The organism is Nocardia sp. NPDC052001 (assembly GCF_040680615.1).
Lineage (GTDB): Bacteria > Actinomycetota > Actinomycetes > Mycobacteriales > Mycobacteriaceae > Nocardia.
Window position 1 is genome coordinate 1309447 of the sequence record NZ_JBFAXC010000001.1, and the last position, 26844, is coordinate 1336290.

Annotated in this window: 25 protein-coding genes and 1 tRNA gene; 10 read left to right on the forward strand and 16 right to left on the reverse strand. The window is 67.0% G+C overall.

The window, feature by feature from the left end:
- The first annotated feature begins 380 nt into the window (after positions 1-380).
- Entirely contained in the window at positions 381-1727 is a 1347-nt protein-coding gene (locus AB0L82_RS06130) for a protoporphyrinogen oxidase (RefSeq protein WP_364631747.1), read from the forward strand.
- A 350-nt stretch (positions 1728-2077) separates the two neighbouring features.
- Here AB0L82_RS06130 and AB0L82_RS06135 read toward each other — a convergent pair whose 3' ends face one another.
- A complete protein-coding gene (locus AB0L82_RS06135) occupies positions 2078-3019 on the reverse strand; it encodes a threonine/serine dehydratase (RefSeq protein WP_364631750.1) in 942 nt (313 codons plus the stop codon).
- Between the two features lie 114 nt (positions 3020-3133).
- Here AB0L82_RS06135 and AB0L82_RS06140 point away from each other — a divergent pair, with 114 nt between their 5' ends.
- The 4 genes from AB0L82_RS06140 (at position 3134) to AB0L82_RS06155 (ending at position 5963) form a co-directional block, all read left to right on the forward strand.
- Complete coding sequence (locus AB0L82_RS06140; protein WP_364631753.1) at positions 3134-3784, forward strand: TetR/AcrR family transcriptional regulator C-terminal domain-containing protein; 651 nt, start codon at positions 3134-3136, stop codon at positions 3782-3784.
- 51 nt (positions 3785-3835) lie between these two features.
- The gene (hemQ, locus tag AB0L82_RS06145) at positions 3836-4531 is read left to right on the forward strand and encodes a hydrogen peroxide-dependent heme synthase (RefSeq protein ID WP_364631756.1); all 696 of its coding nucleotides are present in this window, start codon (positions 3836-3838) and stop codon (positions 4529-4531) included.
- A 253-nt stretch (positions 4532-4784) separates the two neighbouring features.
- Positions 4785-5732 (forward strand): glycosyltransferase, encoded by a 948-nt coding sequence (locus AB0L82_RS06150; RefSeq protein WP_364631758.1) that lies wholly within the window; start codon positions 4785-4787, stop codon positions 5730-5732.
- Positions 5733-5777: 45 nt separating this feature from the next.
- Positions 5778-5963 (forward strand): hypothetical protein, encoded by a 186-nt coding sequence (locus tag AB0L82_RS06155; RefSeq protein WP_364631761.1) that lies wholly within the window; start codon positions 5778-5780, stop codon positions 5961-5963.
- An 18-nt stretch (positions 5964-5981) separates the two neighbouring features.
- On the opposite strand, the gene msrB is transcribed toward AB0L82_RS06155, so the two are convergent.
- The 4 genes from msrB to AB0L82_RS06175 all read right to left on the reverse strand — a co-directional run bounded on the left by msrB (position 5982) and on the right by AB0L82_RS06175 (position 10271).
- Positions 5982-6425, reverse strand: coding sequence for a peptide-methionine (R)-S-oxide reductase MsrB (gene msrB / locus AB0L82_RS06160; RefSeq protein WP_364631763.1), 444 nt, complete (start codon positions 6423-6425; stop codon positions 5982-5984).
- A 39-nt stretch (positions 6426-6464) separates the two neighbouring features.
- Positions 6465-7754 carry a glycosyltransferase family 87 protein gene (locus AB0L82_RS06165; protein WP_364631765.1) on the reverse strand — a complete coding sequence of 430 codons (1290 nt, stop codon included), beginning with the start codon at positions 7752-7754 and terminating at the stop codon, positions 6465-6467.
- A gap of 147 nt (positions 7755-7901) precedes the next feature.
- Positions 7902-9464, reverse strand: a complete 1563-nt coding sequence (locus AB0L82_RS06170) for an alpha/beta hydrolase (protein ID WP_364631768.1) — start codon at positions 9462-9464, stop codon at positions 7902-7904.
- A 36-nt stretch (positions 9465-9500) separates the two neighbouring features.
- Complete coding sequence (locus tag AB0L82_RS06175) at positions 9501-10271, reverse strand: pyrimidine reductase family protein (RefSeq protein WP_364632818.1); 771 nt, start codon at positions 10269-10271, stop codon at positions 9501-9503.
- A gap of 35 nt (positions 10272-10306) precedes the next feature.
- Here AB0L82_RS06175 and zapE point away from each other — a divergent pair, with 35 nt between their 5' ends.
- Both zapE and AB0L82_RS06185 read left to right on the forward strand, forming a co-directional pair.
- On the forward strand, positions 10307-11332 hold the full coding sequence (gene zapE, locus AB0L82_RS06180) for a cell division protein ZapE (protein ID WP_364631770.1): 1026 nt from the start codon (positions 10307-10309) through the stop codon (positions 11330-11332).
- Between the two features lie 54 nt (positions 11333-11386).
- Complete coding sequence (locus tag AB0L82_RS06185; protein ID WP_364631773.1) at positions 11387-12214, forward strand: tyrosine-protein phosphatase; 828 nt, start codon at positions 11387-11389, stop codon at positions 12212-12214.
- Between the two features lie 6 nt (positions 12215-12220).
- Here the strand turns inward: AB0L82_RS06185 and AB0L82_RS06190 are convergent, their stop codons facing one another.
- Positions 12221-13171 (reverse strand): oxygenase MpaB family protein, encoded by a 951-nt coding sequence (locus tag AB0L82_RS06190; protein ID WP_364631775.1) that lies wholly within the window; start codon positions 13169-13171, stop codon positions 12221-12223.
- Between the two features lie 160 nt (positions 13172-13331).
- On the opposite strand from AB0L82_RS06190, the gene AB0L82_RS06195 reads away from it, so the two are divergent.
- Both AB0L82_RS06195 and AB0L82_RS06200 read left to right on the forward strand, forming a co-directional pair.
- On the forward strand, positions 13332-13997 hold the full coding sequence (locus tag AB0L82_RS06195) for a helix-turn-helix domain-containing protein (RefSeq protein ID WP_364631777.1): 666 nt from the start codon (positions 13332-13334) through the stop codon (positions 13995-13997).
- A gap of 182 nt (positions 13998-14179) precedes the next feature.
- Entirely contained in the window at positions 14180-15892 is a 1713-nt protein-coding gene (locus AB0L82_RS06200) for an ABC-F family ATP-binding cassette domain-containing protein (protein WP_364631781.1), read from the forward strand.
- Between the two features lie 46 nt (positions 15893-15938).
- On the opposite strand, the gene AB0L82_RS06205 is transcribed toward AB0L82_RS06200, so the two are convergent.
- Entirely contained in the window at positions 15939-16478 is a 540-nt protein-coding gene (locus AB0L82_RS06205) for a GNAT family N-acetyltransferase (protein ID WP_364631784.1), read from the reverse strand.
- The gene (locus AB0L82_RS06210) at positions 16475-17692 is read right to left on the reverse strand and encodes an MFS transporter (protein ID WP_364631787.1); all 1218 of its coding nucleotides are present in this window, start codon (positions 17690-17692) and stop codon (positions 16475-16477) included. The genes AB0L82_RS06205 and AB0L82_RS06210 overlap by 4 nt, the downstream gene beginning before the upstream one ends.
- 221 nt (positions 17693-17913) lie before the next feature.
- Between AB0L82_RS06210 and AB0L82_RS06215 the strand changes: the two genes are divergently transcribed.
- Entirely contained in the window at positions 17914-18864 is a 951-nt protein-coding gene (locus tag AB0L82_RS06215; RefSeq protein WP_364631790.1) for a hypothetical protein, read from the forward strand.
- Positions 18865-18941: 77 nt separating this feature from the next.
- Here the strand turns inward: AB0L82_RS06215 and AB0L82_RS06220 are convergent, their stop codons facing one another.
- The 8 genes from AB0L82_RS06220 to AB0L82_RS06255 form a co-directional block, all read right to left on the reverse strand.
- Positions 18942-20540, reverse strand: a complete 1599-nt coding sequence (locus AB0L82_RS06220; protein WP_364631792.1) for an ABC transporter substrate-binding protein — start codon at positions 20538-20540, stop codon at positions 18942-18944.
- Between the two features lie 91 nt (positions 20541-20631).
- Entirely contained in the window at positions 20632-21924 is a 1293-nt protein-coding gene (locus AB0L82_RS06225; RefSeq protein ID WP_364631795.1) for a hypothetical protein, read from the reverse strand.
- 123 nt (positions 21925-22047) lie between these two features.
- Entirely contained in the window at positions 22048-22371 is a 324-nt protein-coding gene (locus tag AB0L82_RS06230) for a hypothetical protein (protein ID WP_364632820.1), read from the reverse strand.
- 233 nt (positions 22372-22604) lie between these two features.
- Positions 22605-22677: transfer RNA gene (locus AB0L82_RS06235), tRNA-Gly, on the reverse strand.
- A gap of 85 nt (positions 22678-22762) precedes the next feature.
- On the reverse strand, positions 22763-23647 hold the full coding sequence (locus AB0L82_RS06240) for a hypothetical protein (protein ID WP_364631797.1): 885 nt from the start codon (positions 23645-23647) through the stop codon (positions 22763-22765).
- Positions 23644-25341, reverse strand: coding sequence for a cutinase family protein (locus tag AB0L82_RS06245; protein WP_364631799.1), 1698 nt, complete (start codon positions 25339-25341; stop codon positions 23644-23646). Before AB0L82_RS06245 ends, AB0L82_RS06240 begins: the two co-directional genes overlap by 4 nt.
- Before the next feature lie 18 nt (positions 25342-25359).
- The gene (locus AB0L82_RS06250) at positions 25360-25989 is read right to left on the reverse strand and encodes a hypothetical protein (RefSeq protein ID WP_364631802.1); all 630 of its coding nucleotides are present in this window, start codon (positions 25987-25989) and stop codon (positions 25360-25362) included.
- On the reverse strand, positions 25986-26843 hold the full coding sequence (locus tag AB0L82_RS06255; protein WP_364631805.1) for a hypothetical protein: 858 nt from the start codon (positions 26841-26843) through the stop codon (positions 25986-25988). Before AB0L82_RS06255 ends, AB0L82_RS06250 begins: the two co-directional genes overlap by 4 nt.
- Between the last annotated feature and the right edge of the window lies 1 nt (position 26844).

The window sequence follows — 26844 nt, forward strand, 5'->3', positions numbered from 1 at the left end:
TTCGGAAGAGTGCCACGATTTTTCGGAGTGGGAACCCGCCTGCCGTACCCCGCTTTACCCCTCGCCCTCGGGAACCCATCTCACCTCCCAGCCCAGCTGAACGGCCCTGGTCACCTTCAAACCCAACACCACAAATCGAGGGCTTGGTGTTGTGGTCTCGAGAGGTGACCACGGCCAGCCAGCTGGGCTGGGAGGTGAGGTGGATTCCCAGCCGGTGGGTAAAGCCGGGTACGGCAGGCGACGCAACCACTCCGAAAATCTTGGCCTTCTGCTGAACGCCGCTGGAAGCGGTGCCTCCGAGGGTTGGTCCGCTACGAAGGCCCCGGGTACAAACCCGCTCCCCGCCCCCGGAGTAACTTCAACATGGAAAGGAGTGATCGATGCGGATCGCAATAGTCGGCGGCGGAATCAGCGGCTTGGTAACCGCCTACAGACTGCGCCAGTCCCTGGGCACCTCAGCCGACCTGGTGCTCATCGACCAGCGAGACCGCCTCGGTGGCATCCTCCACACCACAGACATCGAAGGCGACCCGGTAGACCTGGGCGCGGAGGCATTCGTAGGCCGCCGCCCCGAAATCCCCGCGCTCATGCGCGAATTGGGTATCGAGGATCAACTGGTCCACCCCGCCGGTAAACGCCCCCTGGTGTGGTCCGGTGGTACTGCCCACCCGCTGCCCGGCAACACTCTGATGGGTATCCCCGCCAGCTCCGAGTCCCTTGTCGGTCTGGTCGATGCGGAGACCATCGCCCGTGTCGCCACCGAGCTCAGCAGGCCGCTGCACTGGGAGCGTGGTGCGGATATCTCCGTCGGCTCACTGGTCGCGGACCGTTTCGGCGAGCAGGTGGTGCGCCGCAGCGTAGATCCGCTGCTGGGTGGCGTCTATGCCGGAACTGCCGATTCGATCGGCGTCCGTGCCGCCCTGCCGACTCTCGCCGCCGCCTTGGATGCGGGTGCGCAGAGTCTCTCTCAGGCTGTGCGCGAGGCCCTCCCGCCCCCGTCCACCACCCCGGTATTCGGCGGTATCCGCGACGGCTACCGCGCCCTCCTGGACGCGCTCACGGCCGCCGCCGATGTGAAGGTCGAAACCGGTACCGCCGCAACGCGGCTCACTCGTGCGGGCACGGGCTGGCTTCTCGACCCGGTCGGTGCGGTTGATGCCGTGGTGCTGGCCACCCCGGCCCCGGTGACCGCCGCCCTGCTGCGTGACATCGCTCCCGACGCCGCCGAGATCGCCGCCGGTATCGAGCTGGCTTCCTCGGCAGTGGTGGCGATGGCCCTGCCCGCTGCCACCGAACTCCCTGACAACTCCGGCATCCTGGTGGCGACGAGTGAACCCTTGCGCGCCAAGGCTTTCACCCTCTCCAGCCGCAAGTGGCCGCATCTGGCCGCCCGCGAGGTGGCCCTGGTCCGTGCCTCCTTCGGCCGCTTCGGGGACGACTCGCTACTCGCGTGGCAGGACGCCGAACTGATTCAAGCCGCAGTCGACGACCTCACGACGGTCACCGGCGCGAACATCCGCCCCCTGAGCGCCGTGGTGCAACGCTGGCGCGGTGGCCTACCGCAGTACGCTCCCGGTCACACCGCCCGCATAGCCGACCTGCGTTCCGCCACAGCGGATCTCGCTGGCCTGGCCCTGGCCGGTGCCTATCTCGATGGTGTCGGAGTACCCGCCTGCGCGGCTTCCGGCACCGCCGCGGCTGCCCGAATCCACGCATCCCTCGCCTGACGCCCCAACACTGCCCGCCGAGCAGCACTACGGGCAGGGGAGAACGCCGCTCCCGCGTGCGAGAGCGGCGTGCAGATAAGGAATTTCGGCCGCGTCGGCTATTCCAACCTTGTCGCGCGCAGATCCGCCCCGCTCCATTGCCTTGGGATGCCCTGATGTAGTGGGATCGGTGCTGCAGCGGGTCCCGCGTGCAGGTGTGGGAGGGCCCGGTGTGGCGGGATTGGGTCTGCTGCAGCGGGTTCCCGCGTGCTCGCGCGGGAGGGCCTGGTCTGGCGAGATTCGGGGAGTTGCAGCGGGTCCCGCGCGCAAGCTGGCGCGGGAGACCTGAGCGGCGGGATTCGGGCCGACGGTTACGGGGTGACGAGGTCGGTGGGGTCGGTGTTGGCTCCGCAGATGACTACGGCGATTCGTTCGCCTGGTTCCGGGGTGTAGATGCCGGAATGCAGTGCGGCCAAGGCGGTTCCCGCCGCGTGCTCCACGGCGAGCCTGCGGTTGTCCCACAGGGATTGGCGTGCGGCGATGATCTGGGCGTCGGTCACCAGGACGGAGACGGTGTCCGCAGATTGAGCTGCCGACAAAGCCATTTCAGAGGTTCGTCGCGCGCCGAGGGAATCGGCGGCGACGGAGTCGATCGGTACGTCCACCGGATGCCCGGCCGCGAGCCCCGCATTGAAGGCGCGGCAGTTCTCCGGTTCGACCGCGACCACACGAATGCCGTGATGCGCGGCGGCCGTCGCCACCCCGGTGAACAGACCGCCCCCGCCGACCGCGACGACAACGGTGTCGAGATCGGGCATCTGGGTGACGATCTCCTCCAGCAGTGTCCCCGCGCCCGCCGCGATGTACGGATCGTCATAGGCATGCGACCGAAGCGCCCCCGTGGTCGCGGCGTACCGCTCGCATTCGATGGCCGCGTCCGCGTAGGAGTCGCCGCCGCGCAATACCTGCGCGCCGAGGGTGCGGAGCCGGGCTAGTTTGACCGCCGGTGCGGAGTTGGGCAGGAAGACCGTGGCGGCCGAGTCGACCATCTGTGCGGCCCAGGCGCAGGCCACGCCCGCATTGCCGCCCGAGGCTATGGTGACCCCCACTCGCGGCAGGGTTCCTCGTTCCCGGTGCGCGAGTAGGAAATTGGCCGCACCGCGAGCCTTGAAACTCCCCGCGTATTGCAGATGTTCCAGCGCCAGCCGGAGTTGGATGCCGTCGGTGGTTTCGGCCGGGGTGAGGATCACGGGGCGGATATGCCCGGAGATGCGGTCGCTGGCCGCCTTCACGTCGGCGTAAGTCGGATGCACTGCACTTCCTTCGCTGTTCGGTTCGGGGCTGTTACCGGTCGAGGCCGGAGGGGTCGCGCGACACGCGTCGGGGCCGATGCCAGAGATATTTACACTGTAACTTACGCTGTTCGCATGCCCAGGACCTCGAAGTCGCTCGAAGACGCGACCCCGGAGGCGATCGCGCGCGCCGGATTGGCGATCATCGAGAGCAGCGGTGCGGCCCAGCTCAGTTTCCGCGCCATCGCCACCTATCTAGGGGTGTCGCATACGACCGTGGTGCGCCGCGGTGGCGGCGATTTCCTCGGCCTGCTGGATCTGCTCGCCGATCATCTGGCAGCGGACCTGCCCGCTATCGCCCCGGGGTCGGGGGAGTGGGCGCGGGCCACCGAGGCGCGTTTCGTCGCCTGGTACACCCTGATCGCCGCCCATCCAGGTCTGGTGCTGTTGCGCGGATCCCGTCCGCTGCTCGGCCCCCGCCTGCTCGCCCGTCTGACGGAACCGCAAGTGGCCGACAATCTTTCACTGGGTCTCACCCTGCCCCGAGCGCTGCAAGCGTATCGAGAGATGTACCTGTTCACCCTCGGTTGCGCCGCGATGGTGGAGCACCGCGATACGAAAGCCGTTCAGCTGCGCACCCGTTCGACCCTCGCCGCTTTGGACCCCGACGAATACCCACTGCTGTCAGGGCATTTGAACGAGGTGTCCGAAGCCATTGTCGACACCGAGCCGTTCCACGACGGCCTGCGCCGCCTCATCGCCTCCTGGGCCGCGAGCGTGAAATAGCCCACCGGGTCCGCCGCTGTCATCCGGAAAGCCGAATGGCACGATGGGGTCATGGCGCGACTCGACTACAAGTCCCTCAACGACACCATCCGCTACCTCATGTTCTCGGTGTTCCAGGTGGAACCCGGCGTGCTGGGTGAGGATCGGGCGGCCGCCATCAAGGAGGCCCGCGCCTTCTTCGATTCGCTGGAAGAGCGCGGTGTGGTGGTGCGCGGTATCTACGATGTGGCCGGTATGCGCGCCGACGCCGATTTCATGATCTGGTGGCACGCCGAGAAGATCGAGGAGTTGCAGGCCGCGTACGCCGATTTCCGCCGGGTCACCGAGCTGGGTTCGGTGAGCAATCCGGTGTGGAGCAATGCCGCCCTGCATCGCCCCGCCGAGTTCAACAAGAGCCATATCCCCGCGTTCCTGGCGGGCGAGGATCCGGGCAACTACATCTGCGTCTACCCGTTCGTGCGCTCGTACGAGTGGTACCTGCTCCCCGATGAGGAGCGTCGCAAGATGCTGGCCGACCACGGTAAGGCCGCCCGCGAGTTCCCGGATGTGCGCGCCAACACCGTCGCCTCGTTCGCCCTGGGCGATTACGAGTGGATCCTGGCCTTCGAGGCTCCCGAACTGCATCGCATCGTGGATCTCATGCGCGAACTGCGCGCCACCGAGGCGAGGTTGCATGTGCGCGAGGAGATTCCGTTCTTCACCGGCCCACGCGTCGAGGTCGAGCAGCTCATCGCCGCCCTCCCGTAAGCATCGCTTCATCGATAACCGTGAGCTAGCTCGCCGCCCTGCCCAGAAAATTTGGGGCATGCATGGAACCGCATATGCCCCATAGGGTTTCTGCGACCAGCTCATTGCGTTGTCCGAGGGGTGCAAGCGCAGCGGGTTCGAGTTGACGCATTAGCGCCAGGGCCCTTCGGCGCGTCGGATCGCGACGCGCCGAAGGGCTTTTTCGATCTGATTGGCTGGGTCGGTCGGTGATCGAAAGATGGGGATTCACACAATGACTCAGCCCGTGTTCAGCATTCTGACCGTGGTCGACGGACCCGAGTCGCCGCTGATCGACTTGATCGAATCGATCCGGGAGCAGACCTTCCCGGAATGGGAGTTGATCGTCGTCGACGAATCCGGCGCCGCCCAGCCGATGGTCGACAAGTACGGCGACGACCGAATCCGCTTGGCGCAGTCCGAGACTCCGGGTTTCGGCGCGGGCGTGAATCAGGCCGCGGGCTTGGCGACCGGCGAGATCTACACCGTGGTGCGCGCCAACCACAAACTGATGCCGACGTTCTGTGAACGCACGCACGGCGTCCTTCAGGCGCACCCGGGGGTCGATGTCGTAGCCGTGGACGCGGTCGGCTTCACCGATGCGGGCGAAACGACCCCGACCACCTTCCGAAGCGAAGGCGGCGTCACCGCCGAGCCCGGCGTCGACCACTCCGTCACCCTCGCCGAATTCGTGGCCGGTTCGGTTCTCTACTATTCGGCCGCCATCCGAGCGGCCGCCTGGAACGCCGCCGGCGGCTACGCCACGGACGTGCCGACGGTAGAAGGTCTGCTGCTGTTCGCGCGAATGCTGGCCCGGGGCAACGATATTCGGGTTCTCCCCGAACCTTTGGCGGGCTACCGCGTCCCCGAGGACCCCGCCGTATTCCAGGTCTACCAGGACAGCGTCCAACTGGCGTTCACCCGCATCGCCGAGCTGACCGACGACCCCGCCGTGCGCTCGACAGCCCTGCACAAGCTCAGCGAGATCCGTTTCCACCAGGCCATGGGCCGCGCCCGCCAAGCCCTTTCCGCCTCCGATGCGAAAGCCGCCCGCGCACAGGTCCGCCTCGCCCTGCGCGAACGCCTCTCCGCGAAACCCGCGATCATCTACACCGCCCTCACCATCGCCCCGAGCGGCCTGAAGCTGGCGCAATCCGCCAAGAAACGCCTGCGCCCGAACTGAGGCGGCCATTCACCCGGTAGTTCTCGGGCGCGAACGGTCAATTCGATGGCAGTAGATGCCTTCTGCGCCCGCTGTATTCGGTCAGGGCGACGCGCACCGCTGCGCGTCGCCCTGACCGCTATCGCCGAATCCCTGGCCGATCACATTCTGGGCTGGGATTCGGCGCTGGAGCACACACGAATTCGACTCCGTCGAGCGCCGAAACAGCATGCCGCTGACGACCACGCGTGAGTGATCACAACCGGCAGGTCAGCCAGCGGACCCATCGGCGGGCTCCAAGCGCAACGAGATGGAGTTGATGCAGTAGCGCTTGTCGGTCGGTGTCGGGTAGCCCTCGCCTTCGAAGACGTGGCCGAGGTGGCTGTGGCAGTTGGCGCACAACACCTCTACGCGTGACGCGCCCAGCGAGTTGTCCGCGCGCAGGATCACCGCATCGGATTTCGCCGGATCGAAGAAGGACGGCCAGCCGCAGTGCGAGTGGAATTTCTCACCGCTGCGGAACAATTCGGCCCCGCAGGCGCGGCAGGCGTAGACGCCTTCGGTTTCGGTATCGGTGTATTCACCGGTGAAGGCGCGTTCGGTGCCCGCTTCGCGCAGCACCTGGTATTCCTCCGGGCTCAGCTTGGCGCGCCATTCCTGCGGGGTGAGCTGGATGCGGGGAGCCGGGAGCGAGGTGTCGGCGTCGGAACTCATGGGGTCCACGCTAATACCTCGCCGAGCGACCCGATCGAATCAGGTGGTGACAGGCTCGGGAAGCGGGGTACGGGAGCGGCCGTTGGTTGTTGGCTCGACTTCGAGTTCGGGATGCATCCAGGCCGGATCGAGAGTCTTGCCCTCGCGCAGGCGGCCTTCGCGCTTGGCGGCCAGGTAGCGGTCGCCGAGGACGCAGAACACCACGATGAGCAGCAGTCCCCAGCCGAAGGTGACGCGCAGATAGTCCAGCGAGCGGCCGATGCTCTGCCAGCGGTCCGAGAGCCACTTGTCGTAGGACATGAAGCCGAAGATCGCGACCCAGGCGGGCCAGTTGCGCAGCACCGAATTCCGCAGCACCACGGTCATGAGCATGGGGAACAGGAACATCGAGTAGTACATCTGGCCGAGCGAGCCGAGCACGAGTGTTCCGGTGATCAGCAGCCCGGAGCTGGTGCAGATGAAGAAGACCTCATCCTCGCGGTAGTACCGGTACAGCAACCACAGCGAGATGAGCACCAGCACCCCGAGGGCGATGCGGATCACCCAGGTCAGCCAGCCCGCGACACCGTAGTACCCGGCATTGCCGACGATGGCGCTGTTGAAGTAGTCCCGCGGTTCGACCAGGTAGGGCAGCGTATGCGTCCAGAACTGCTTGTAGTCCACGATCAACGGCCAGGCGATCAGATTCAGCGCGATGGGAACTCCGGCCGAAGTGATCAGCGTCTTCCATTGCCCGCGTGCCAGCGCGATCAACAACAGCGGAGCAAGCAGTGGCCCCTTGACCGCGATAACCAGCCCGAGAATCACACCGGCCCAAAGGTCTTGGCGGCGCAGCAGCAGGTGGATGAACACCACCATGGCCAGCAGCAGACAGCCGTTGATATTGGTGAAGACGAGCGTATTGGTCACCGTCTCGGAGGCGAACATGGCCAGCAGCAGTGCGGGCGCGGCCACCGAGGAGATGCTGTAGTTGAACAGCCGCAGCAGCAGATATCCGGCCAGGATGATGGCCGCCGCGTTCACCAGGATGAACAGCCAGCGCGACTTCTCCGGGTCGACGATCGCGAGCGGGGAGATCAGCAGCGTCCCACTGGGCGGATACAGATAGTGCGGATCGGTCGAGTCGAAATTGGCGTTGTAGATCGCCTTGTGGTTCAGGAACGCCAGCGACGCGTTGTACACGGGCCGGAAGTCATCGGTGATGTACCCGTTGACGGCCTTGATGAACACCCGGTTCAGCACTGTGAGCACCGCGAAGGGCCACAGTGCGAAGTTCAGCACCTCGGCGGTGGTGCGAGCGGTGCGGGGCTCGAGCTGGCGAAGGAACACTCGGGCACGGTACACCGAACAGCCCCCTCCCGCGTGTGCCGACCCGCCTGTGTCGTGCCGTGGCGCTCGAGCGGACCCGCCGGTCGGAGGGCGATCCGGGGTGCGGGTGCGCTCGGATTCGGGTGTCAGGCGGGCTGCCGATGTGCGCTATGCCGGGCAGGCGGTCCCGTCCTGGGGCAGTTTGGCGTCTTTGAGGTAGTCCGTCACGGTTTGCTGGGCGCAGCCCGAATGCGCGAACGTGGGGTGCCCCCAGCCCTGCCAGACCACGGTCGCGGTGCGCGCTCCGGCCGCGCCGAGCGCACCGGTGACCGACGGTCGGCTGTCGACGCCGGCGACCGGATCGGCTTCACCGCCGAGTACCAGCACCGGCTTGTCGAACTTGTCCGGCAGTGCGGTGACCGCGGGTGCGGGCCACGCGGTGCAGGCCATCAGATCGATGGCCGCGACCTTGCCGAACACCTGGTACTTCGCACCCCATTGGGTGGCAAGGTCTTTGGCGCGCGCCGGGGTGGCGGGTTCGTGATTGTCGCTGCACCGGTTCACGTATTCGCCGTCATTGGCGATGGCGGTGGTCTGCCGCTGCACCAGCGGTGTGATCGGCCCGCGGTCACCACGGCCCAGCGCCGAGAGCGCGTCCGCGAATTCGGTGACCTCCGAATTGCCTTGATTGCGTGGATCGCCGAGGAATCCGTTGAGCGTGGTGACGAGCGCGGCGGCGGACAGATCGCCGAATTCGCCATTGCCCGCCCGGTTCACCAGCGTGGTGATGGCGGCGCGCGGATCACCGCCGAGCGAACACTTCAGCGCCGCGCATTTGCCCGCGAACGCGGTGAGCGCCGCCTCGGCCCCGCGCACCCGCTGTTCGGCCCGCCCGATGGCGTCCAGTCCGACCGCCTGCGGCGAATCGAGCACCAGCCGCGCGATGTGGTCGCCGTACTTGCGGGCGTAGCTCATGGCGACCGTGGCACCGCTGCCCGTGCCCATCACCGCGATGTGCTCGACCTGCCACTGTTTGCGCAGCTGTTCGATATCGTCCGCGGCGTGCGCGGCGTCGAACGTCCCCTGCGCGGGTGAGAGGAAGTCCAGGCACGCGATGGTGGCGTCCTGACTGGCCTTGGCGACCGCGTCCACGGGATCGGCTGTGCCGTGCGTGAATTGGGCCTGATCGGCGATGGTGCGCCGAATATCGTTGGTGAGACAGCTGACCGGCTGCGAACTGCCGATCCCGCGCCGGTCGATGGCCACGATGGGCCGCGCCGCGAGCAGTGATCCGGACGGCCCGGCCGCCAGCGAGGCGAGCGTGGCGGTGGAGGACCGATCCGATCCGGAGGTCAGCACCAGCGGCGCGACATCCTTGGGGGTGCGGTCGTACCGCGCCCGCATGGCCGCGTTGCGGAAGTTGCCGCCCACGGCTCCGGCGATATCGACCTGCGTCGAGTACTCCGCGCATTCGAGGATGAGCCCGGTGGGCGGTGCGACCAGCGACAGCAGGGCGAACGTGGGCACCGTGCAGTCGTGCCACGCCAGATCGGTTTTGGGTACCTCCGGTGGCGGCGGCGCGTTATCGGTGGGCGCGGTCGTGGGTTCGCTGATCCCCTGATGCGGTCGTTCCACGGCAACGGCGGGCCGATCCGAGGGCCCGGCGGCACAGCCGGTGGTCACCAGGATCGAAAGTGTCGACGCCAGCAGAGCGGCCCGAGTCCAGCGCATGCGGTACAGCCTGCCAGGTCTCGCGGCCGGTTTCAGCTACAGGGTGTGCGTGCGCGTCCAGCGGGTCAGGATCGTGCCGTCCTCGTCGAAGATGAGATGGCGGCATGTCATGGGTGTGGGCATGGCATTGGGGGACATCGAGATTCGCCGTTCCGTCCCCGCGACCAGCATGGGAGACAGTGTCAGGCACAGTTCGTCGACGGCCTGGGCGACGATGAGATCACCGAACAGCGCGGGTCCGCCCTCGCAGAGCACGCGTCGCATATGGAGTCTTTCGAGCGCGTCGCGGAGCCCGGCCGCGGTGACGGTGGTGTCCCCGGCTTCGATCACCTCACCGCCCGCATCGCGCAGTGCCCGTTTGCGGTCCTCGGGTGCGGCGGCGGTCGTCAGGATGATCGGCCGCGCGCCCGTATCGGTGAAGAGCCGACTCGCCGGGTCCAGCGTGGCCGTGGCGGTGACGACCGCGATGCGCGGCGGCGCGCCGTTCGGATCGCCGCCGAAGCCGTGATGGTGCAGTCGCGTCCGCAATCGCGAATCCGTATGCGCCGCCCCGTAATTCTCGGCCCGCGCGGTGCCCGCCCCGACCACCACCACATCGGCGAGATCGCGCAGGATCCGGAATACCTTCTTGTCGGCGGGCGTGCCGAGCCCGCCGGAGCGCCCGTCCACGCTGACCGCGCCGTCCAGACTGCTCACGAAATTCACTCGGATCCAGGGTTCCGCAGGTCCGGCGGGGTACGCGTACAGCGCCAGCAGATCGTCGAAGGCGAGTTCTGTGAGCTGGATCGCATTGGGCATACGCTGCATGAGAACCGATTCCACCACGTAACTACGCTATGGCGGTGCAACAACGCCTTGTCGATCGCCATCCGGAGGTTCCGGCAGACCAGCTCGTGGCGCAGATGGTTCCCCCGCCGACCTTCGACGAGGTGAGCTTCGCCAGCTACATCCCGGACCCGAAGGAGCCCTCGCAGGCTGCCGCGGTGCTGAAGGCGGAGCTATTCGCCGATCAGGTCACCAAGCTGCACAAGGCCAACGCGAAGAAACCCCTGTTCGGGAAGAAGAAGCCGGTCACCGGCATCGGCCTGTACCTGGACGGTGGCTTCGGCGTCGGCAAGACCCACCTGCTGGCCTCGATCTTCCACAGCGTGCCGGGCCCGAAGTCGTTCGGCACCTTCGGTGAGGTGACCAATCTCGTCGGAGCGCTCGGGTTCAACAACACCGTCGAACGGCTCGCCGCGAACAGCGTGCTGTGCATCGACGAATTCGAGCTCGACGATCCGGGCGACACCATGCTGGTGTCCCGGCTGCTGGCCGAGCTGACCGCGCGCGGGGTGTCCATCGTGGCCACCTCGAATACGCTGCCGGGTCAGCTGGGTGAGGGTCGTTTCGCCGCGCAGGACTTCCTGCGCGAGATCAAGAAGCTGGGTTCGCTGTTCGAGCCGATTCGTGTCGACGGCCCCGACTACCGGCACCGTGATCTGCCGCCCGCCCCGGAGCCGACCGCTCCCGAGCTGCTGGCCGAAAAGGCTTCCCACACACCGGGATCCACGCTCGACGACTTCGACGCGCTGCTGAAGCATCTCAGTACGCTGCACCCCTCGAAGTACAACGCGCTCATCTCCGGTGTGTCCGCGGCGTACATCTCCGGCGTGCACACGGTCACCGATCAGGCGGTCGCGCTGCGCATCGTGGTGCTGGCCGACCGGCTCTACGACGCGGGCACTCCGGTCACCGTGTCCGGGGCCAAGCTGGATCAGATTTTCTCGCAGGAAATGCTCGATGGCGGCTACCGCAAGAAGTATCTGCGCGCCATCTCGCGCCTGCTGGCGCTGTCGCGATTCGAGGCTCCCGCGACCGCCTCCTAGATTGCCGCCTGGCCGTTCAGGTTTCGCCGGGCACTCGAGAAAGGGAAGTTCTACATGATTCGACCCCGCGTGCTCGGCGCTTCGCTGGTGCTGGCCTCCGCGCTGTCCTTCGGCTCGCTCCCGGCGGTGGCCTTCGCCGATCAGCCCGCCCCGGTGGCCGTGCAGCCGCCCGCCACCACCGGCAATGTGGTGCTCGATACCGCCGCCCGGTCGTTGAATCTGCAGGGTGTGGTGAACGCCCGGGACGCGGGCGGCTACAAGACCGTCGACGGCCACACCGTGCGCACCGGCCTGGTGTACCGCACCGGTGAGCTGACCAAGGCCACCGATTCCGATCTGGCCGATCTGGCCGTGCGGAACGTGAAGTCCGTGCACGATCTGCGCACCTCGATGGAGCAGCAGCTCATGGGCGTGGACAAGGTGCCCGCCGGGGCGACCGAGTACCACAACGACATCATCGGCCAGGCCCCGCCGCAGGTCATGATGTCCACCCTGATGGCGGGCACGGATCTGTACCGCGCCTTCATCACCGCCCCGGGTGCGAACGAGGGCTTCGCGGATGTGCTCCGCGATATCGCGAACAATCCGGGTGCCGTGCTCTTCCACTGCACCGCGGGCAAGGATCGCACCGGCTGGACCTCGGCTGTGCTGCTGACGATTCTGGGCGTCGACCGTGACACCGTCACCTACGACTACCTGCTGTCGAACTACTACCGCGGCGCCTCGGACACCGACGCGCTCAACGGCGTCAACGCCGACGCCCTGAATTCGGCCTTCGATCAGGCGAATCAGACCTACGGCAGCTTCGACAACTATGTCCGCGACGGTCTGAAGCTCACCGCCGCGGACATCGCCGCCCTGCGGGCGAAACTGCTCGCCTGAGGCATGTCAGCTCGCTTCGGCGACCTGAGTTCGCTTGCCGCGCAGGCTGTATCGTTCCCGAGCCTGCGCGGGCGTGATCGTCTCCAAGGTGGTCGGCAGCTCCTTGGACAGGTGCTGCTTCAGGATCTGCCCGGCCATCGGCGCGATGAACGGCGCGGCCTTGATCAGTCCGAAGGATCCGAACAGCGTGAACATCCAGACCAGGATCTTCGCCGGGATCTTCACCAGCGGGTCGACGATGCGAGGTACGTTGTAGCGCCCCAGCTTTCGCATCCACATCGGGGTCAGCGCGGCCGTGGTGAGCGAGAGCAGAATGCTGCCGAGCGCGTAGGTGATGCCCGCGCCATTGCGCGGTGAGGTGCGCAGCAGGTGATGCATACCCTGTTCGGCGCGCACCGACGTGCACAGTCGCGGCTTGACCTGCTCGAAGTACGCGCGCACCTCATCGCGGTTGCGCGGTACGTCCTCCGGCTTGCAGGTCTGGAGTTCGGCCGCGATGGCGCACTCTTCCCAGTACCGCAGTTCTTCCTCCGGGCTGAGCTTGCCGGGCCCGTAGACCTCGTAGGCCTTGAGCACCGAATGCCAGCCGGTGATGTGAATCCACAGCTGCGTCTCGGGGCTGTTCGCCGCGTACCGCTGTCCGGTGATGGGCTCGATGCCGGTCATCGGCGCGTGCACCTGCATGAGGTGCTCCGAGGCCTGGATCGCCGTGCGCCCGTCCGCGATCGCCACGAGCAGGAAGTACGAGAAGGTGTGGTCGAGGCGCTGTCGCGGATTGCTGTAGATGCCCTGCGAATCGGCGACGGCCGCGGTCAGGAACGGGTCGAAGTGTTCGAGGACGACCGCGCGCTGGAAGCCGATCACCGCGGTCGGCGCGGTCCAGATCTTCCAGCTGGGGGAGCCGGGTCCGAAGAACCCGTAGTCGTCCCGGCGAAGGGTGGTCGGATCGAAGCCCATCGGTTGTCTCCTTGGTGCGCTGCCCGCCTCGACGGTGAATACAACGCAACCGTAGCAATTGTTCCCATCGAATACAACGGTCGCGTAAAATTCGGCGGGGGAGGGTTCCCCCTACCCTCCGGACGGCTGACATGATGAAGCCGATGAGGTGGAGAAGGCAGTGACGACAACACGCGCGGCGGCCGAACGGCCCAAACGCCGCTATGCCCCGCGCTTGCCGCCCGAGCAGCGGCGCGCCCAGCTGCTCGACGCCGCCTTCGAGGTGCTGAGCCGGGTCGAGTTGCACGAACTCAGCATGGAAGCGGTCGCCCTCGAGGCGGGCGTGGGAAAACCGGTGCTGTACACCGTGTTCAAGACCCGCGCCGAACTTGTCGAGGCGCTGCTGGACCGCGAACGCGAACGCGCCCTCGATCAGGTGGTGACCACACTGCCCACCGATCTGCTGGGTGGCGATCCGGTCGATATCGCGTCCAAGACGGTCGAGGCGTTCGTCGGCGTCGTGCTGGCGCATCCCACCCGCTGGCGCTTGATCCTGGCCAGTCCGGGCACCGCGCCCGAGGAGTACCGTGCCGCGCTGCGCAGTTCGCGCACCGGCATCTTCGATCAGGCCGAGGCGCTGGTGCGCATGGGTGCGGCGCTGGATTCGCGCTGGGCCGCAATCGATTCCGGACTGCTCACCAATTCGCTGCTGACGGTCGCGGAGATGCTCGGCGGTATGGCGGTGCGCGATCCGGGTGAATACCCGCGCGAGCGGATCGAGGGTTTCGTGCGCTCGATCGTCTTCCTGCTCAGCGGCGGTGCGCCCGATTCTCGAGAAAACTCTTGACGGGCTCGGCGTGGCTCCGCTAACTTCCTAAGCCTCATGCATTTCTTCTTCTTCGTGTAATCGTTTCGCCGCGTTGAGCATTGCTCCGCCGCGAATCATCACCCGCACGTAACACCCTCTAGGCGTGTGTTTTTCGTGCGCGTTCCGAGCGATCCGGCCTATGCCGAGAACAGGGGATAGCCATGCGTACCGCGCAACTCACCCTCTCCGAAATCACCAAACGATACGACGACCGCATCGTGCTCGACCGTGTCAGCCTGTCCATCCGTCCCGGCGACAAGGTGGGCGTGGTCGGCGACAACGGCTCCGGGAAGTCCACGCTGTTGCGGCTGATGGCCGGTCGCGAACAGCCCGACAACGGTGCGGTGATCGTGCAATCGCCCGGTGGCACAGGCTATTTGGCGCAGACCCTGGACCTGGGTCCGACCGCCACCGTCGCCGATGCCATCGACCTGGCGCTCACCGATCTCCGCGAACTCGAAGCCCGGATGCGGCAGGCCGAACAGGCGCTCATCGCACCGGGAGCACTGGGCAAGCGCCTTGCCGTTTACGACGACTTGGTACTCCGCTTCGAAACACGGGGCGGATACGAGGCCGAGCAGCGGGTGGAAGCCGCACTGCACGGTCTCGGCCTGCCCGGCCTGGATCGAAATCGCCTGCTGGGCACGCTTTCCGGTGGTGAACGTCGCCGCCTCGCCCTGGCGGGCACCCTCGCATCCTCCCCGGAACTGCTGCTGCTCGACGAGCCCACCAACGACCTCGACGACGCGGCGGTGGAATGGCTCGAACGGCAACTGCGCGCCCATCGCGGCACGGTGGTGGCGGTAACCCACGACCGAGTCTTCCTCGAACGCATCACCTCCACGGTGCTCGAGGTCGAAGCGGGCCGCGTCTCCCGGCACGGCAACGGCTACGCGGGCTACCTGACCGCCAAAGCCGCCGCCCGCCAACGCCAACAGCAGGAATACGACGCCTGGCAGGCCGAACTCGCCCGTGGCACCCGCCTCGCCGAGTCGAATGTGGCCCGCCTGGAAGCCATCCCGCGCAAACTCCCCCTCGCGGTCTTCGCGGCTGGCCCGTTCCGCACCCGCAGCCGCGGCCACGGAGCCCAGTCCCGCATCCGCAACGCCAAGGAACGTGTAGCGCGCCTGACCGCCAATCCGATTGCGGCCCCGGCGGACCCGCTCCGCTTCCACGCCACCCCTCGTCATTCCAGCGCGTTTTCGGCCGGAATCCACGGAGCGGGAGTGGATCCCGGCCGGACCCACGCCGGGATGATGGAAGTGCCGTCAGGCGTGGTCGGGGAGAGCGCACCGGTCGCGGAGCTGGCCGACGTCGTCGTCCCCAGCCGCCTGCGCCTCGCCGCTTTGCGTATCGGGGCAGGTGAACGGCTGCTGGTGACCGGTCCGAACGGGGTCGGCAAGACCACGTTGCTGCGTGTGCTGGCCGGGGAACTCGTCCCGGACAGCGGCGAGGTGACCGTGCGGGGTCGCGTCGGACATCTACGACAGGAGGAATCGCCGTGGGCTGCAATCGAAACCGTGCTCGAAGCCTTCGCCTCGGGTCGTGTCGGCTATCCGGACGAGCATGCCGATGAGCTGCTCTCGCTCGGCCTGTTCCGTCCTGCGGATCTGCGTCTGCGCGTCGGAGAGCTGTCCTACGGTCAGCGTCGCCGCATCGAATTGGCAAGGCTGGTAACCGATCCCGCCGACCTGCTGCTGCTCGACGAGCCGACCAACCATCTGTCGCCGGCCCTGGTCGAGGACCTGGAACAGGCCCTGGACGGTTTCCCGGGCGCGGTCGTGCTGGTCACCCACGACCGGCGGATGCGCTCCCGGTTCCGTGGATCTCGACTGGAAATGGCCGCGCGGCATCCGGCGCTCACGGCCGGGTGATCGGGCCCGGCAGTCGTGGCCGGGTGATCGTCTGCCGTGCCGCGCTTCAGAACTCGTACTGCATGACGTAATCGCTGTGCAGCTGTGATCCGACCAGAAAGGTTTTGGTGCCCGCGATGCGGAAGCCGTGTTTGCTGTAGAACCGCTGCGCCCGCATGTTCTCCTGATTCACGCCCAGCCAGACGGCCGCGCTGCCCTCGTGCCGCGCGGCCTCGAGGGCGTGGGACATCAGGCCCCCGGACACGCCGTTGCCGTGGTGCCCGGGCAGTACGTACATCTTGGAGAGTTCGGTCACCGGCCGCAGATTGATCACCGCCGCCACATCCGGGTTGGCGGGTTCGGCGGTGTGCAGCAGGCTGTATCCGATGATCTGCCCGTTTGCGACGGCCTTGAGTACGGTGCGCGCCGGATCGGTGAGGTATTCGCCGAACCGCTCCGGCGACAGCACCTCCGCGATGAAGGCGGCGATATCGGCCGCCGTCGAACCCGGTGGACAGGCCAGTGGGAACGTCGCCGCGGCCACGTCGCTCAGTGCCGTGGCATCCCCGGAATCGGCCCGATCGATGGTGACTGGGGAGTTGCTCACTTGTCCAGTGAAGCATGCTCCGTATCGGCCCGCACGGCGGCTCCGGTACCCCCGGTCCGGGTGTGGAACACCTGCGCGAATCCGATCAGCACGAAGGCGAACAGCAGCGGCACCACGAATCCGGCGCGCAGATTCGCCGCCGCCGAAATGCCCCCGACCACCACGCCGCCCACCAGGGTGCCCGCGTAGTTGAACAGGTTGAGCCGCGCGATCAACGCGTCCAGTCCGCGCCCGCTGGTGAGCTGCCCGGCCTCGGAGAAGCACAGCGGCGCGATGAGCGGCAATCCGATTCCGGCAATGAGGAATCCGATGATGGCGACCACCGGATGCGGCGCGCTGACCACCACGATCAGACCGACCACGCCGACGCTCGAAGCGGCCCGCACCACCATGCGCGGCCCGAAGCGCCGCACCAGCACATCGCCGGTGAGACGTCCGATCAGTGACGCCCCCTGATAGGCGGCCAGCGCCAGCGCCGCCGTAGCCGACGAGGACAGCAGTACATCGGTGAGGAACAGCGCCGACCAGTTGCCGACCGCGAAGTCGATGGCGAACGCCAGCGCCAGCACCACCCCGAAGATCAGGAAGACGCGCGTCGGCACCGTGCCGACGGGTTCGGGTTCGGCGGGTCCGGCCTCGGCCTGCCCGGTGCCGAGCAATCGCGGCCCGGCGGCCAGCGCACCCGCCAGCACAACGGCCGACGCGGTCAGAATGCTTGCCCACAGCGGCACATTCAGCGCTTCGAACGCCGATACGAACAGCGCGCCGATAATCGATCCGCCGCTCCAGGCCGCGTAGAACGAGGACAGTACGAATCGCCCATAGCCGTGCTGAATGAACACCGCCTGCATATTCGTGCCCGCGTCCACGATGCCGACGGCGATGCCGTACACCCCGAGTGCCGCGAACAGCACGAACTTGTTCGGCGAGAACGCGACTCCCACCCCGGACGCGGCGATCAGCAGCAGGCCGACGCGCAGTGCGGTGCGGCTGGACCAGCGCAGTGCGATCTTCTCGGCGGTGATGCTGCCCCCGCCCGCGAGAAGAGAGATCATCGCCACAGCTGCGACGATGAGGGTATCGGTCAGCCCGAACTTATCGCGCTGCTGGGGAAGTTCGGTCAGAATGACCGCGAGGAAGAATCCCTGTAGCGCGAACGCCACCGAATTCGCGGCGCGCGCCGCGCGTAGCAGCGGGTTCGTGGTCTCGAGCATCCCGAAAGAGTAGCGGCGGCAATCGAGTCCGGCATCCCGGGCGCCGATAACAATCCGCGCGGCACTTCATCACGCCGCGCTCGCGGTTGGATAACGAATCTTGCCGCTTTCTCACCTCGGGGGCTGTTCGCTGCTGCACTCTGGAGGGTACGGCGTGGGCCGGTGGGTTTCCGGGTACTACTGGAGCGGCTCATGGAAGAAGTGGCTGGGGCGGTGATCGTGTGAGCACGAGGCGTGTTGAAGTTCCGCGCGGGCAATCGGTGGCCCTCGTCGATGCGGAACCGAATCAGACATCGGCGGTGGCGGATTCGCGTGGGCACGCACCGGGGGAGCGTTGCCGGGAACCGGGTTGTCCGGACTGCCGCTGGGATACCCAGCGGTTCAAATTCTGGCTACGCGCGCGCCTGTTGTCGGCGGGCGCGGATGAGGCGCAGGTCGACGTGGCGATCGGCGGTCTGACGCCGGATCTGCTGTGGCGCATAGGAGATCGTGTCTGTGCCATCGAAGTGCACAGTGCCGCAACGGAGTTGGCGCGTGCGCGGCAGCAGACCGCGGCGCTGAAGTCCGGCGGCTGCACCGAGGTGTTGTGGATCACCCCGCCGGGATTCTGGACCGCGCAGCTGCCCGCGCTCGGCATCGATGATTTCGCCCCGGCGGCCTGCGACTACAAAGTGCTGGGCGGTATGCTCTCCGGCGGCCCCGGTGGTGTGGTTTCGCCCAGTCAATCCGCCTGTGAGCTGCGGGAATTCATCACGGGATGGGTTGCGGAGGAGCTCGCCTACGGCTTCCGTGACGAGCATATGGGAGGCTGGGCCACGGTGACCGATTGGGAACGTCACACTCGGACACAGGCCGCCGTCATCGCACGGCAGCGCCAGGAACTCCAGAATCAGCGCACCGCGCTCGCCCTGGCCCGCAAGGCCACCCGCGATAAGACCAAACAGCTGATCCGCCTGACCCAGCGCCTGGAGCGCACCGAGGCGAGCTCACAGCAGCAGGCCGACGATCTCGCCCAGGCCCGCCGCCGCATCGCCGATCACAGCCGGGTGGACGCCACCCTGCGCATCACCGTGGCCGGTCAGAAGTCCGCGATCATGCACTGGCAGCTGATCTCCTGGTTCGCCCTGCTGATCATCGTCACCTTCATCGCCGCGGGCATGCTGATGATCTGACGGTCTAGGTATACAGAATGGGTTGGTCCGCACCGGATTTCGGCTGCGGACCAACCATTCTCCGCGGCGACGCCGCGCTACTTCTGCTCGATGTTCTCGTAGTCGAACAGTCCGGCCCAGGTGACCTTCGCCTGCACCCGATCCGACCGCGCGGAGGCCGCGTTGTACTCGAGCACCGGAACGTCCGCCATATCGGCCAGCAGCAGGGTTTGCGCCTGAGCCAGCAGCGCGTACCCCTGATCCGGGGTCGGCGCGGCCAGCGCCGCGTTCAGCAGCCGGTCGAATTCCGGGTTGGCGTAATCGATGTCATTGGTCTCGGACCCCGTCAGGTACTGCGAGGTCAGGAATTCGAACATGGACGGGTAGTCGCCCTGCCAGGCGTACCGGAAGGCCTTGTTCAGACTGCGATGGGTGACCTCATCGCGCAGATTCTTGAACGTCGGATACGGCGCGGGCCCGGCGGCGATGCCCAGGGTGTTCTTGACGCTGTTCGCGATCGCCTCGATGACCGCCTGATGATCGCCATCGGAGTTGTACGCGATCTGCAGATCCCCGGACCACGGCGAGATGGCATCGGCCTGCGCCCACAGCTTCTTCGCCTCATCGGGGTTGTAGCTCAGCCACTGCACCCCGGGCAGATCGCCCCGGAAGCCCGGCAAGGTGGAGGCGGTGAAATCGCGGGCGGGCAGCCGCGCCCCGTAGAAGATGTTGGCGCAGATCTGTTCCCGGTTGATCGCCATCGAGATGGCCTTGCGCCGCAGCACACCCTCGGCCCCGCCGAAGTGCGGCAGATCCTTGGGGAATCCGACATGCAGATTCTGTGCCGTGGGGTGATCGATGGCGCGATCGCCGAGATCCTTCTTGTAGGTGGCGAGCGCACTGGCGGGCACGGTGTCGAGCACATCGAGATTACCGGCGAGCAGGTCCGCGTAGGCGGTGTCGAAGCTCTGGTACATCATGAACCGCAGGCCCTTGTTCTTGGCGGGCCGTCCGCCGTGATAGCCCGGATTCGCCTGCACCACGATCTTGACGTTGTGATCCCAGCTGCTGAACTGGTACGGCCCGTTCCCGATCGGATGCTCCCCGAACGCCTTCATATCCTTGTACGCGGCATCGGGCAGCGGATAGAACGGCGAAAATCCCAGCGACAGTTCGAAATCCATCGAGGGCTGGGTGAGATCCACCGTGAACGTGCGATTGTCGACCACCTTGAGCCCGGACATGGTCTGCGCCTTGGGCGGATCGACCGACACATCGGTGTATCCGACGATGGGGGAGAACACCCAGCTGCTCAATTGCGCATTGCTGCCCAGCGCACCGTAGTTCCAGGCGTCGACGAATGATTTCGCGGTCACCGGGGTGCCGTCGGTGAAGGTCCAATCCGGTTTCAGCGTGATGGTGTAGTGCTGCCGATCCGGTGAGTCGATCGACTGCGCCACTTCGTTGTACGACTTGCCGTCCACGTCGTAGTACTTCAACCCGGCGAACAGCCGGTCGACGACGCGCCCGCCCTGATTCTCATTGGTATTGGCCGGAAGCAGCGGATTCTGCGGTTCTCCGGCATTGACGGTGACGTAGCCGTCATCGTCGCCACCATCGGAGGAGCAGCCCGTCAATGCGGGACTCGCGGCCAATACGGCGGCGAAACAGAGCGCGGTGAGCCTGGACCATTTCATGTTGTCTCCCGATTCCAGCGTTTCCGGCAGATCTGGATCGTATTTGTTTCAGCATGTTCGTGCCGAGGCAACAAGAAATACTGTGCGCGGGCTAGGTTCGGGTGAGCCGGAACGGCCCACGGTCCCAACGCCATTGGTTGCGCAGCACCATGGCGGCCAGATCCAGCGGTTCGATACCGGTGTCGGCGCGGTAGCGGCGCAGCGCGGTCCAGTCGAGCGGTCCGGCGGCGAGCCGATTGCGCAGCAGGTTCTCGTGCCGGGCGCTCACCTTGCGGGCGAGCAGATCGGTGACGCCCTCCTCCGCGCCGGTCCAGACCAGCCAGCCCCAGCCCCGCGCGTGCGCGTGGGCGCGGCCCGCGGTGGATTTCACCCGATTCACATGGAATGCGGTGTGTGCCAGCGGGATCACATCCATCAGCACCACGCGCCCGTCGGTGAAGCGGGCCACGGCGGCTGGATAGTGCACGCGTTCGCCGCCGTCGATGTCGTAGACGATCTCGGCGGGATACTCCTGGAAGCTCTCGACGCGTTCGCTGCCGTCCAGCAGGCGCAACAGCCGGGCTTGCAGGCCGGTGTCGAAAGTCGTTTCGCGGGCGAGCTTTTCGGAGTACATGAATCCGCGCCCGTCATCGCCGAGGTCGAGGGTGCGGGCGGGCGCGTCGGGCAGTTCCCGCGGATCGCCCGCCGCCCACTCCACCCGGTGCAGCCAAGGGTTCCAGGCGTCCGCTGGAACCTCTTCCAGGTGTTCGGGCGGCATCAGGTGCCAGCGGCCCTTCTGCTGCCAGCCCGCGATGCGCTGGAAGACGAAGCCCGCCAGGCGTTTCGACTCCTGCAGATCATGCCCCGCCAGGCGCAGATGCAGATACGCGCGATCCTGGCCCGCGATATCGCTGTCGGTGGCATAGATTTCGGCGAGCAGGGTGCGCACCAGGCGCTCATCGCTCCAGCCGACGGGGTAGCGGTCGGCGAAGACGCTCAGATCGTGTTCACCGCTCAGTTGGGCGGCGCGCACCATGGTGCCGATGGCGCGGGTGTAGAGCTGGCGCGCGCGATCGCGTGAGACGCCGAAGCGCGCGCCCAGCAGGGTCAGGGTTTCCGGTGGTTCGCCGTCCAGGCCGAGACGACAGGTGATGAGCAGGCCGTCGCGCGGGCGTTCGGCCGCCTGTTCGCCGACCATGGCGGCCAGCACCTCGTCGATATCCTCCAGGCCGAAGGCGTCGTGCCCGGTGGCGGCTGCATCGCGCGCGGGTACGCGCGGATCACGCCCGGCCGCGTTCGCGGTGCGCCCGGGGGTGTCCGCGGTGCGCCCGGAGGCAGCCGTTCCGCTCCCGGAGACAGTCTTCCCGCTCCCGGAGGCTGCTGCCTCGCGCTCAGTACTCGTCACAGTGGCCCCTGCCGTTTCGCCAGTCTGTTCGACGAGCTTAGTGGCGGGGGCCGACAGGTTGCGGGAGGTCGGCCGCTCGAATCAGCCGATGGCTGCGTTCATTCAGCCGATGGCCGAGTTCATTCAGCCGATGGCCGCGTTCATGATGGTTCCGGCGCTGGTGGCGATGATGCCGCCGATCATCGCGCCGGCCACCATCTTCGGCGAGGCCAGGCCGCCGCCGGACCACTTCTCCCAGGCGAAGCGGCCACCGGCGTAGGTGATTCCCATGACGCCGGACAACAGCACGAACCAGGTGAAGTAGCGCACCAGCTTCATCAGTTTGTCGGCCACCGGCGGTGTCTCGGGGGTCGGGTTGCTGATCTGCGCGAGCACGGTGCTGTCGCTGAAGTGAAGCGCGGAGCTGTCGCTGAGATGAAGCACAGTGTCGTGGAAGGCGCTGAGCATGGGGGTCACCCCGCTCACGATATTCCAAAATGGCCCGACATGCCCGGGAATGTTTGTGAGATGCTTTGCACCAGAGCGGATTCCGAGTGTTCAGGGGACTGAACTCGAAAGTCTTGCGAAGTCCGGGACTTGATGCCCGGCGAGCACCGCACCGCTGGTCTCGCGAGCGTTGGATTCGGGCGGAAACGCAGTTCGACCTGCGGCCCTGAAGGCATTGGACCCTGGGTCCGTTGAGCGGATGACGAGATTCGAACTCGCGACCCTCACCTTGGCAAGGTGATGCGCTACCAGCTGCGCTACATCCGCTTGCGCGTCCCTCGGGGCCTTGCGGCTCCTCCGGCGTGCGAGAGAAGACATTAGCCGACGATGCGCCGAACACCAAAACGGGTGTTCAGCGCGGCGCGGGTTGGTTCTGCGGCGGCACCGTCTGGTTCTGCGGTGGCTGTGTCTGGCTTTGCGGCGGAGTGGCATCACCCTGCAACGGCACGATGGAGGCCACCAGGGTGCGATCCCCGCTGACGGCGGTGAGCACCAGTTGCGGCGGCCACACCTTGCTCGACTTGTCCGGATGCGATTCGCTCACCACCATGATGTGCTGCCCGGCGAACGGTCCGGGCATGATCTGCACGCAGTAGGTGGTCCCCACCGGAATGCTGTCGATCCCCGCTTGGATATCGGCGACCGGCGGCGGGGTGGCATCGGGTGCGAACATCTCCCGCACCCGCGCACCGTTGCGTTCGACGTAGTACCGATTCTGCAGCGCCAGGATGGCGTCCGTCCCGGTGCGGGTGCTGCCCGGTCCATTGCCCCGGATGCTGGTGCCGCTCATCTCGTTCGGGCACAGCGCCGGATCGGTGTTCACCGCCGGAGCGGCCGAGCTGGGCGAGACCGATGTCGCCGGGGGAGCGGCGACCGTCGGCATGGGCCCGCTGTTGTCGGCGGGGCTCATCTTGGCGAGCTGCACCGCGACGGCGGCGACCACCGCCAGCACCGCGAGCACCCCGAGCAGCGGTACGGCCCAGGCGGGATAGGGCCCCCGCTGTGGTTTCGAGCGCAGCGGTGTCGCACGCCGATGCCGGGCTCCGAGATGCGGCCGCAGTCCGGGCTCGTAGTCATCGTCATCGTCGTAGTAGTCGTCATCGTCGTCGTAGTACTCGGGTTCGCTGTGCCGCGCCGCGACCGGTTTCGGTTCCGGCGCAATCCAATCCGACCAGTTGCCGGTGTACTCCTGGTCCGCGTCCGGATGCTGCGGTTCGCGCCGCTCCTGTGTGGTCATCGCGTCCCCTGTGGTTGCAGGTCCGGGATGAGCGGTGCGCCACTGGTGGGCGCGGTCGCGGTGGTGGGCGCGATCGCGATCAGCGGTGCTCCCGAGGTGCTGGGCGCACTGCTGCCGCCTCCGTTGGAATCGCCTATGCCGAGCGGGAATTGACCGCCGGGCACGGCACTGGTGGTGACGGTGCTGGACGGCGCGAAATCGAATCCGCCGCTGGGCTTGTCACTGCCGCCCTTGGGCGTCGCCCCCGGCGTGCTCACCGAAGACAGGTCATGTGCCAGCGCCGCGAACCAGGTGCCCACGAATTGCGTTGGGCTGTTGCCGAATCCGCCGCCCTGCGCATGGGTGTAATCGTGTTTGGCGGCGGTGTTCCAATACCGCACCCAGGTGGTGACGTTGAGCAGATCCTTATTGTCGGTGACATTCTGCACCAGCGCCGAGAATGCCTGACTGGTCAGTTTGCTGATGGTGGTGGGCGGCACCAGATCCGCCACCGCCCCGACCAGTTTCGCGCCGAGAACGGCAAGTCCCGCAATGGGATTCGCCAATCCGGCGGCCGCTATTTCGGCGATATTGGTGCCGGTGAGCACATTCTTCACGACGGCCACAACGGAATTGAAGGCAATGGTGCCGACCTTGACCAGCGCCTGAATCGCGCCCGGCAGATTCAGCGCGGTATTGGGATCGGCGGCATCGGCCACCCGCTGCGACAGCGATTTCTGCGGCTGAATCGACAGATCGGTGATCGAGTTCCCGGAGATGTCGTTGTTCACCACATTGGTGAACGTCTTGATCGAGGTGTAGGCCAGCGCCTCGGCAATGGATTTGAGCGAGGCGATCGGATCGCCGCCCGAAATCTCCACCTGCCCCGCGATATTGGCCACCGCGCGCAGCAGCGGCGCGTTATCCGGTGCGTCACAGGCGAGATCGCCGTCCGCGCAGAAGCTGGCCACTCGTCCGCTCAGACTGCCGAAGTTGACCCCGCCGCCGGTGGTTCCGCCCGTGCTGATGGTGCTCACATTGGTGCCGAGTTTGGCGGCGGTGCCCATACCGGATCCGGCGGGCGGTTGATCCGATTGCGGTGGCGGCGGCAGTTTCGCGACCTCGGTGCCGCTGGTGCCGGGCGCGGGATCGGGTTCCTTCTGTCCGGGCTTGCCGGGGAACATGGCCGCGCCCGCGGTGCGCGTCGGATCGCCGAACAGCGCGACCGCCGCGATCTTATCGGCCGGGACCACGCCCTTGCCCGCCGCGATCTCCTGCGCGAACAGCGAGGCCACGTTCGCGCCCTGCGAATACCCAGCAATCGCGAGCCTGGTGTTGGCGCATCGGTCGGCCACCTGCTTGGCCATGGACCGCAATCGATCGAGACCGTTGGAAACCGATTGTGAGTAAGTGGTCTTGTCGGCGGCGATCACCCCGCCGAACGACGACTCGTACGGCACGTACGCGCGATCGACCAATCCGGCATCGGCGGCCTCGGACATCATCGGCCGGAACACCGTGGACAGCATGCCGGTATCGGTGGTCACCGCGGCATCGGGTGAGGATTCCCCGGTGCCCTGCACGCCGAGCGCGAACAGCGCCGGGCAGGTGTCGATGGGCAGGCTGGTATCGGGCGGGCCCGCACCGGCCCCGCCTATGGTCACCGCGGTGAAAAGCCCCGCGGTGGTAATGATGAGCAGCAGTTTCCGGACCACGCCCGCACCTCGTTCAGTTCATGGACTCGGGTTCCGAGCGCCGGGTTGCGCGCTCGCGGTGATCCGCGCCCCGGCCGCGCGGGCCGTGGTGAGGATCAGTTCGGCGAGATGCCGAACCGGTTGTGGCGGTGTGCGGGTGGGATCGCCGTCATCCAGCGGTGAGCTGGATACGGACGGATTCCACGCCGCCATCTCATGGGGTTCCAGGGCGCGCCACTGTTCCAGCCAGCCCAGTCGCCAGACCTGCGCGCCGAGCTCATAGGCCAGGTCCTCGACATCGCGGCGGCGTTCCTCGACCGGATTGGGCAGTGGGCGTGCGGAATCGGCGACGGTGATCATGCCGACGACTTCGCTACCCGCCGGGGTGGCGTGCTGTTCATGCGCGACCAGCGCGCGATGCAGCATGTTCATCCCGCGCATATGGGTGCGCGCGACCAGCACCACCAGCGGTGAATCCATATCCGCGGCAAGGCCGATGCGCGCGGGCCAGCGCTGGCCGGCATCCCCGGCCCAGCTCATGCTGGCGGCGAGACTGCTCACGCCCGCGCCGCCGTGCACGCCGACCAGCCACAGCAGTGGCGGCCGGGCGGGCCGATTCGGGACCGCGCGTTGCCACATGGGCACCGGGGGCACACTGAGCGCGGTCATCGCAGCGCTCCCAGCAGTGCCAGGTACGCGTCGCGGGTTTCGGCGGCCATGCGATGCCAGGAGATGAGGCTGCCGCTGGCGAGGTGAATATCGAAGGGCACCAACTGCACCGCGCGCACCCATTCGCCCAGGTGTGCGCGCACATGCGCGAGGATGCCGACCCCGGTGCCGGGTGTCTGCTCGGTCAGCACGATGACCGCGTCGCCGACGACGAATTCGCTGAAGTTCTCGTCCAGCCAGCTCAGTGCGGGTTGTAGCCGGTTGATGGCATCGGGTCGCGCGGCCACGGTGATGACCAGCCCGACCCGGGGATCGGCGAGCAGGGGAGCGGCCAGGCGGCTGGTCACCGGTGCGCCCGCGTCGAAAACGGCCAGCAGTCCGGCGGTTTCGAGATGCCGGGCCACCGAGACGAGTGATTCCCGGCGCGGCAGTGCGTCCGGACTGCGGGTGAGCACTCGCACGCCGGTGCTGGTCTGTCCCGCGCACGCGCCGACGCTGGACGGCAATTCGGGATGCGCGGACACCAGCCAGGTCTGCAACGTGCTCACCGGCTGTGCGGTATCGCAGCCGCGCAGGCCGATATCGCCGCCGCCGAGCGTGGCGTCCACCGCCACCGGCCAGATCTCGCCCTCGGAGTCGACGGCGGCCGCGGCGGCCAATCCCAGTGCGGTGGTCGATGATCCGGATGATCCGGAGCCGCCCAGCACCAGCACCGAGGGCACGGCGGCCCGCATCAGGCGGCCCTGTCCGCCGCGCAGCGGCACCGGGTCGGTGGGGGAACCGACCGGGGTGCGCGGCGCGGGCTCGTCCTCGGCTTCGGTGGCGCGGCGGATCAGATCGTGGACATCGACCATA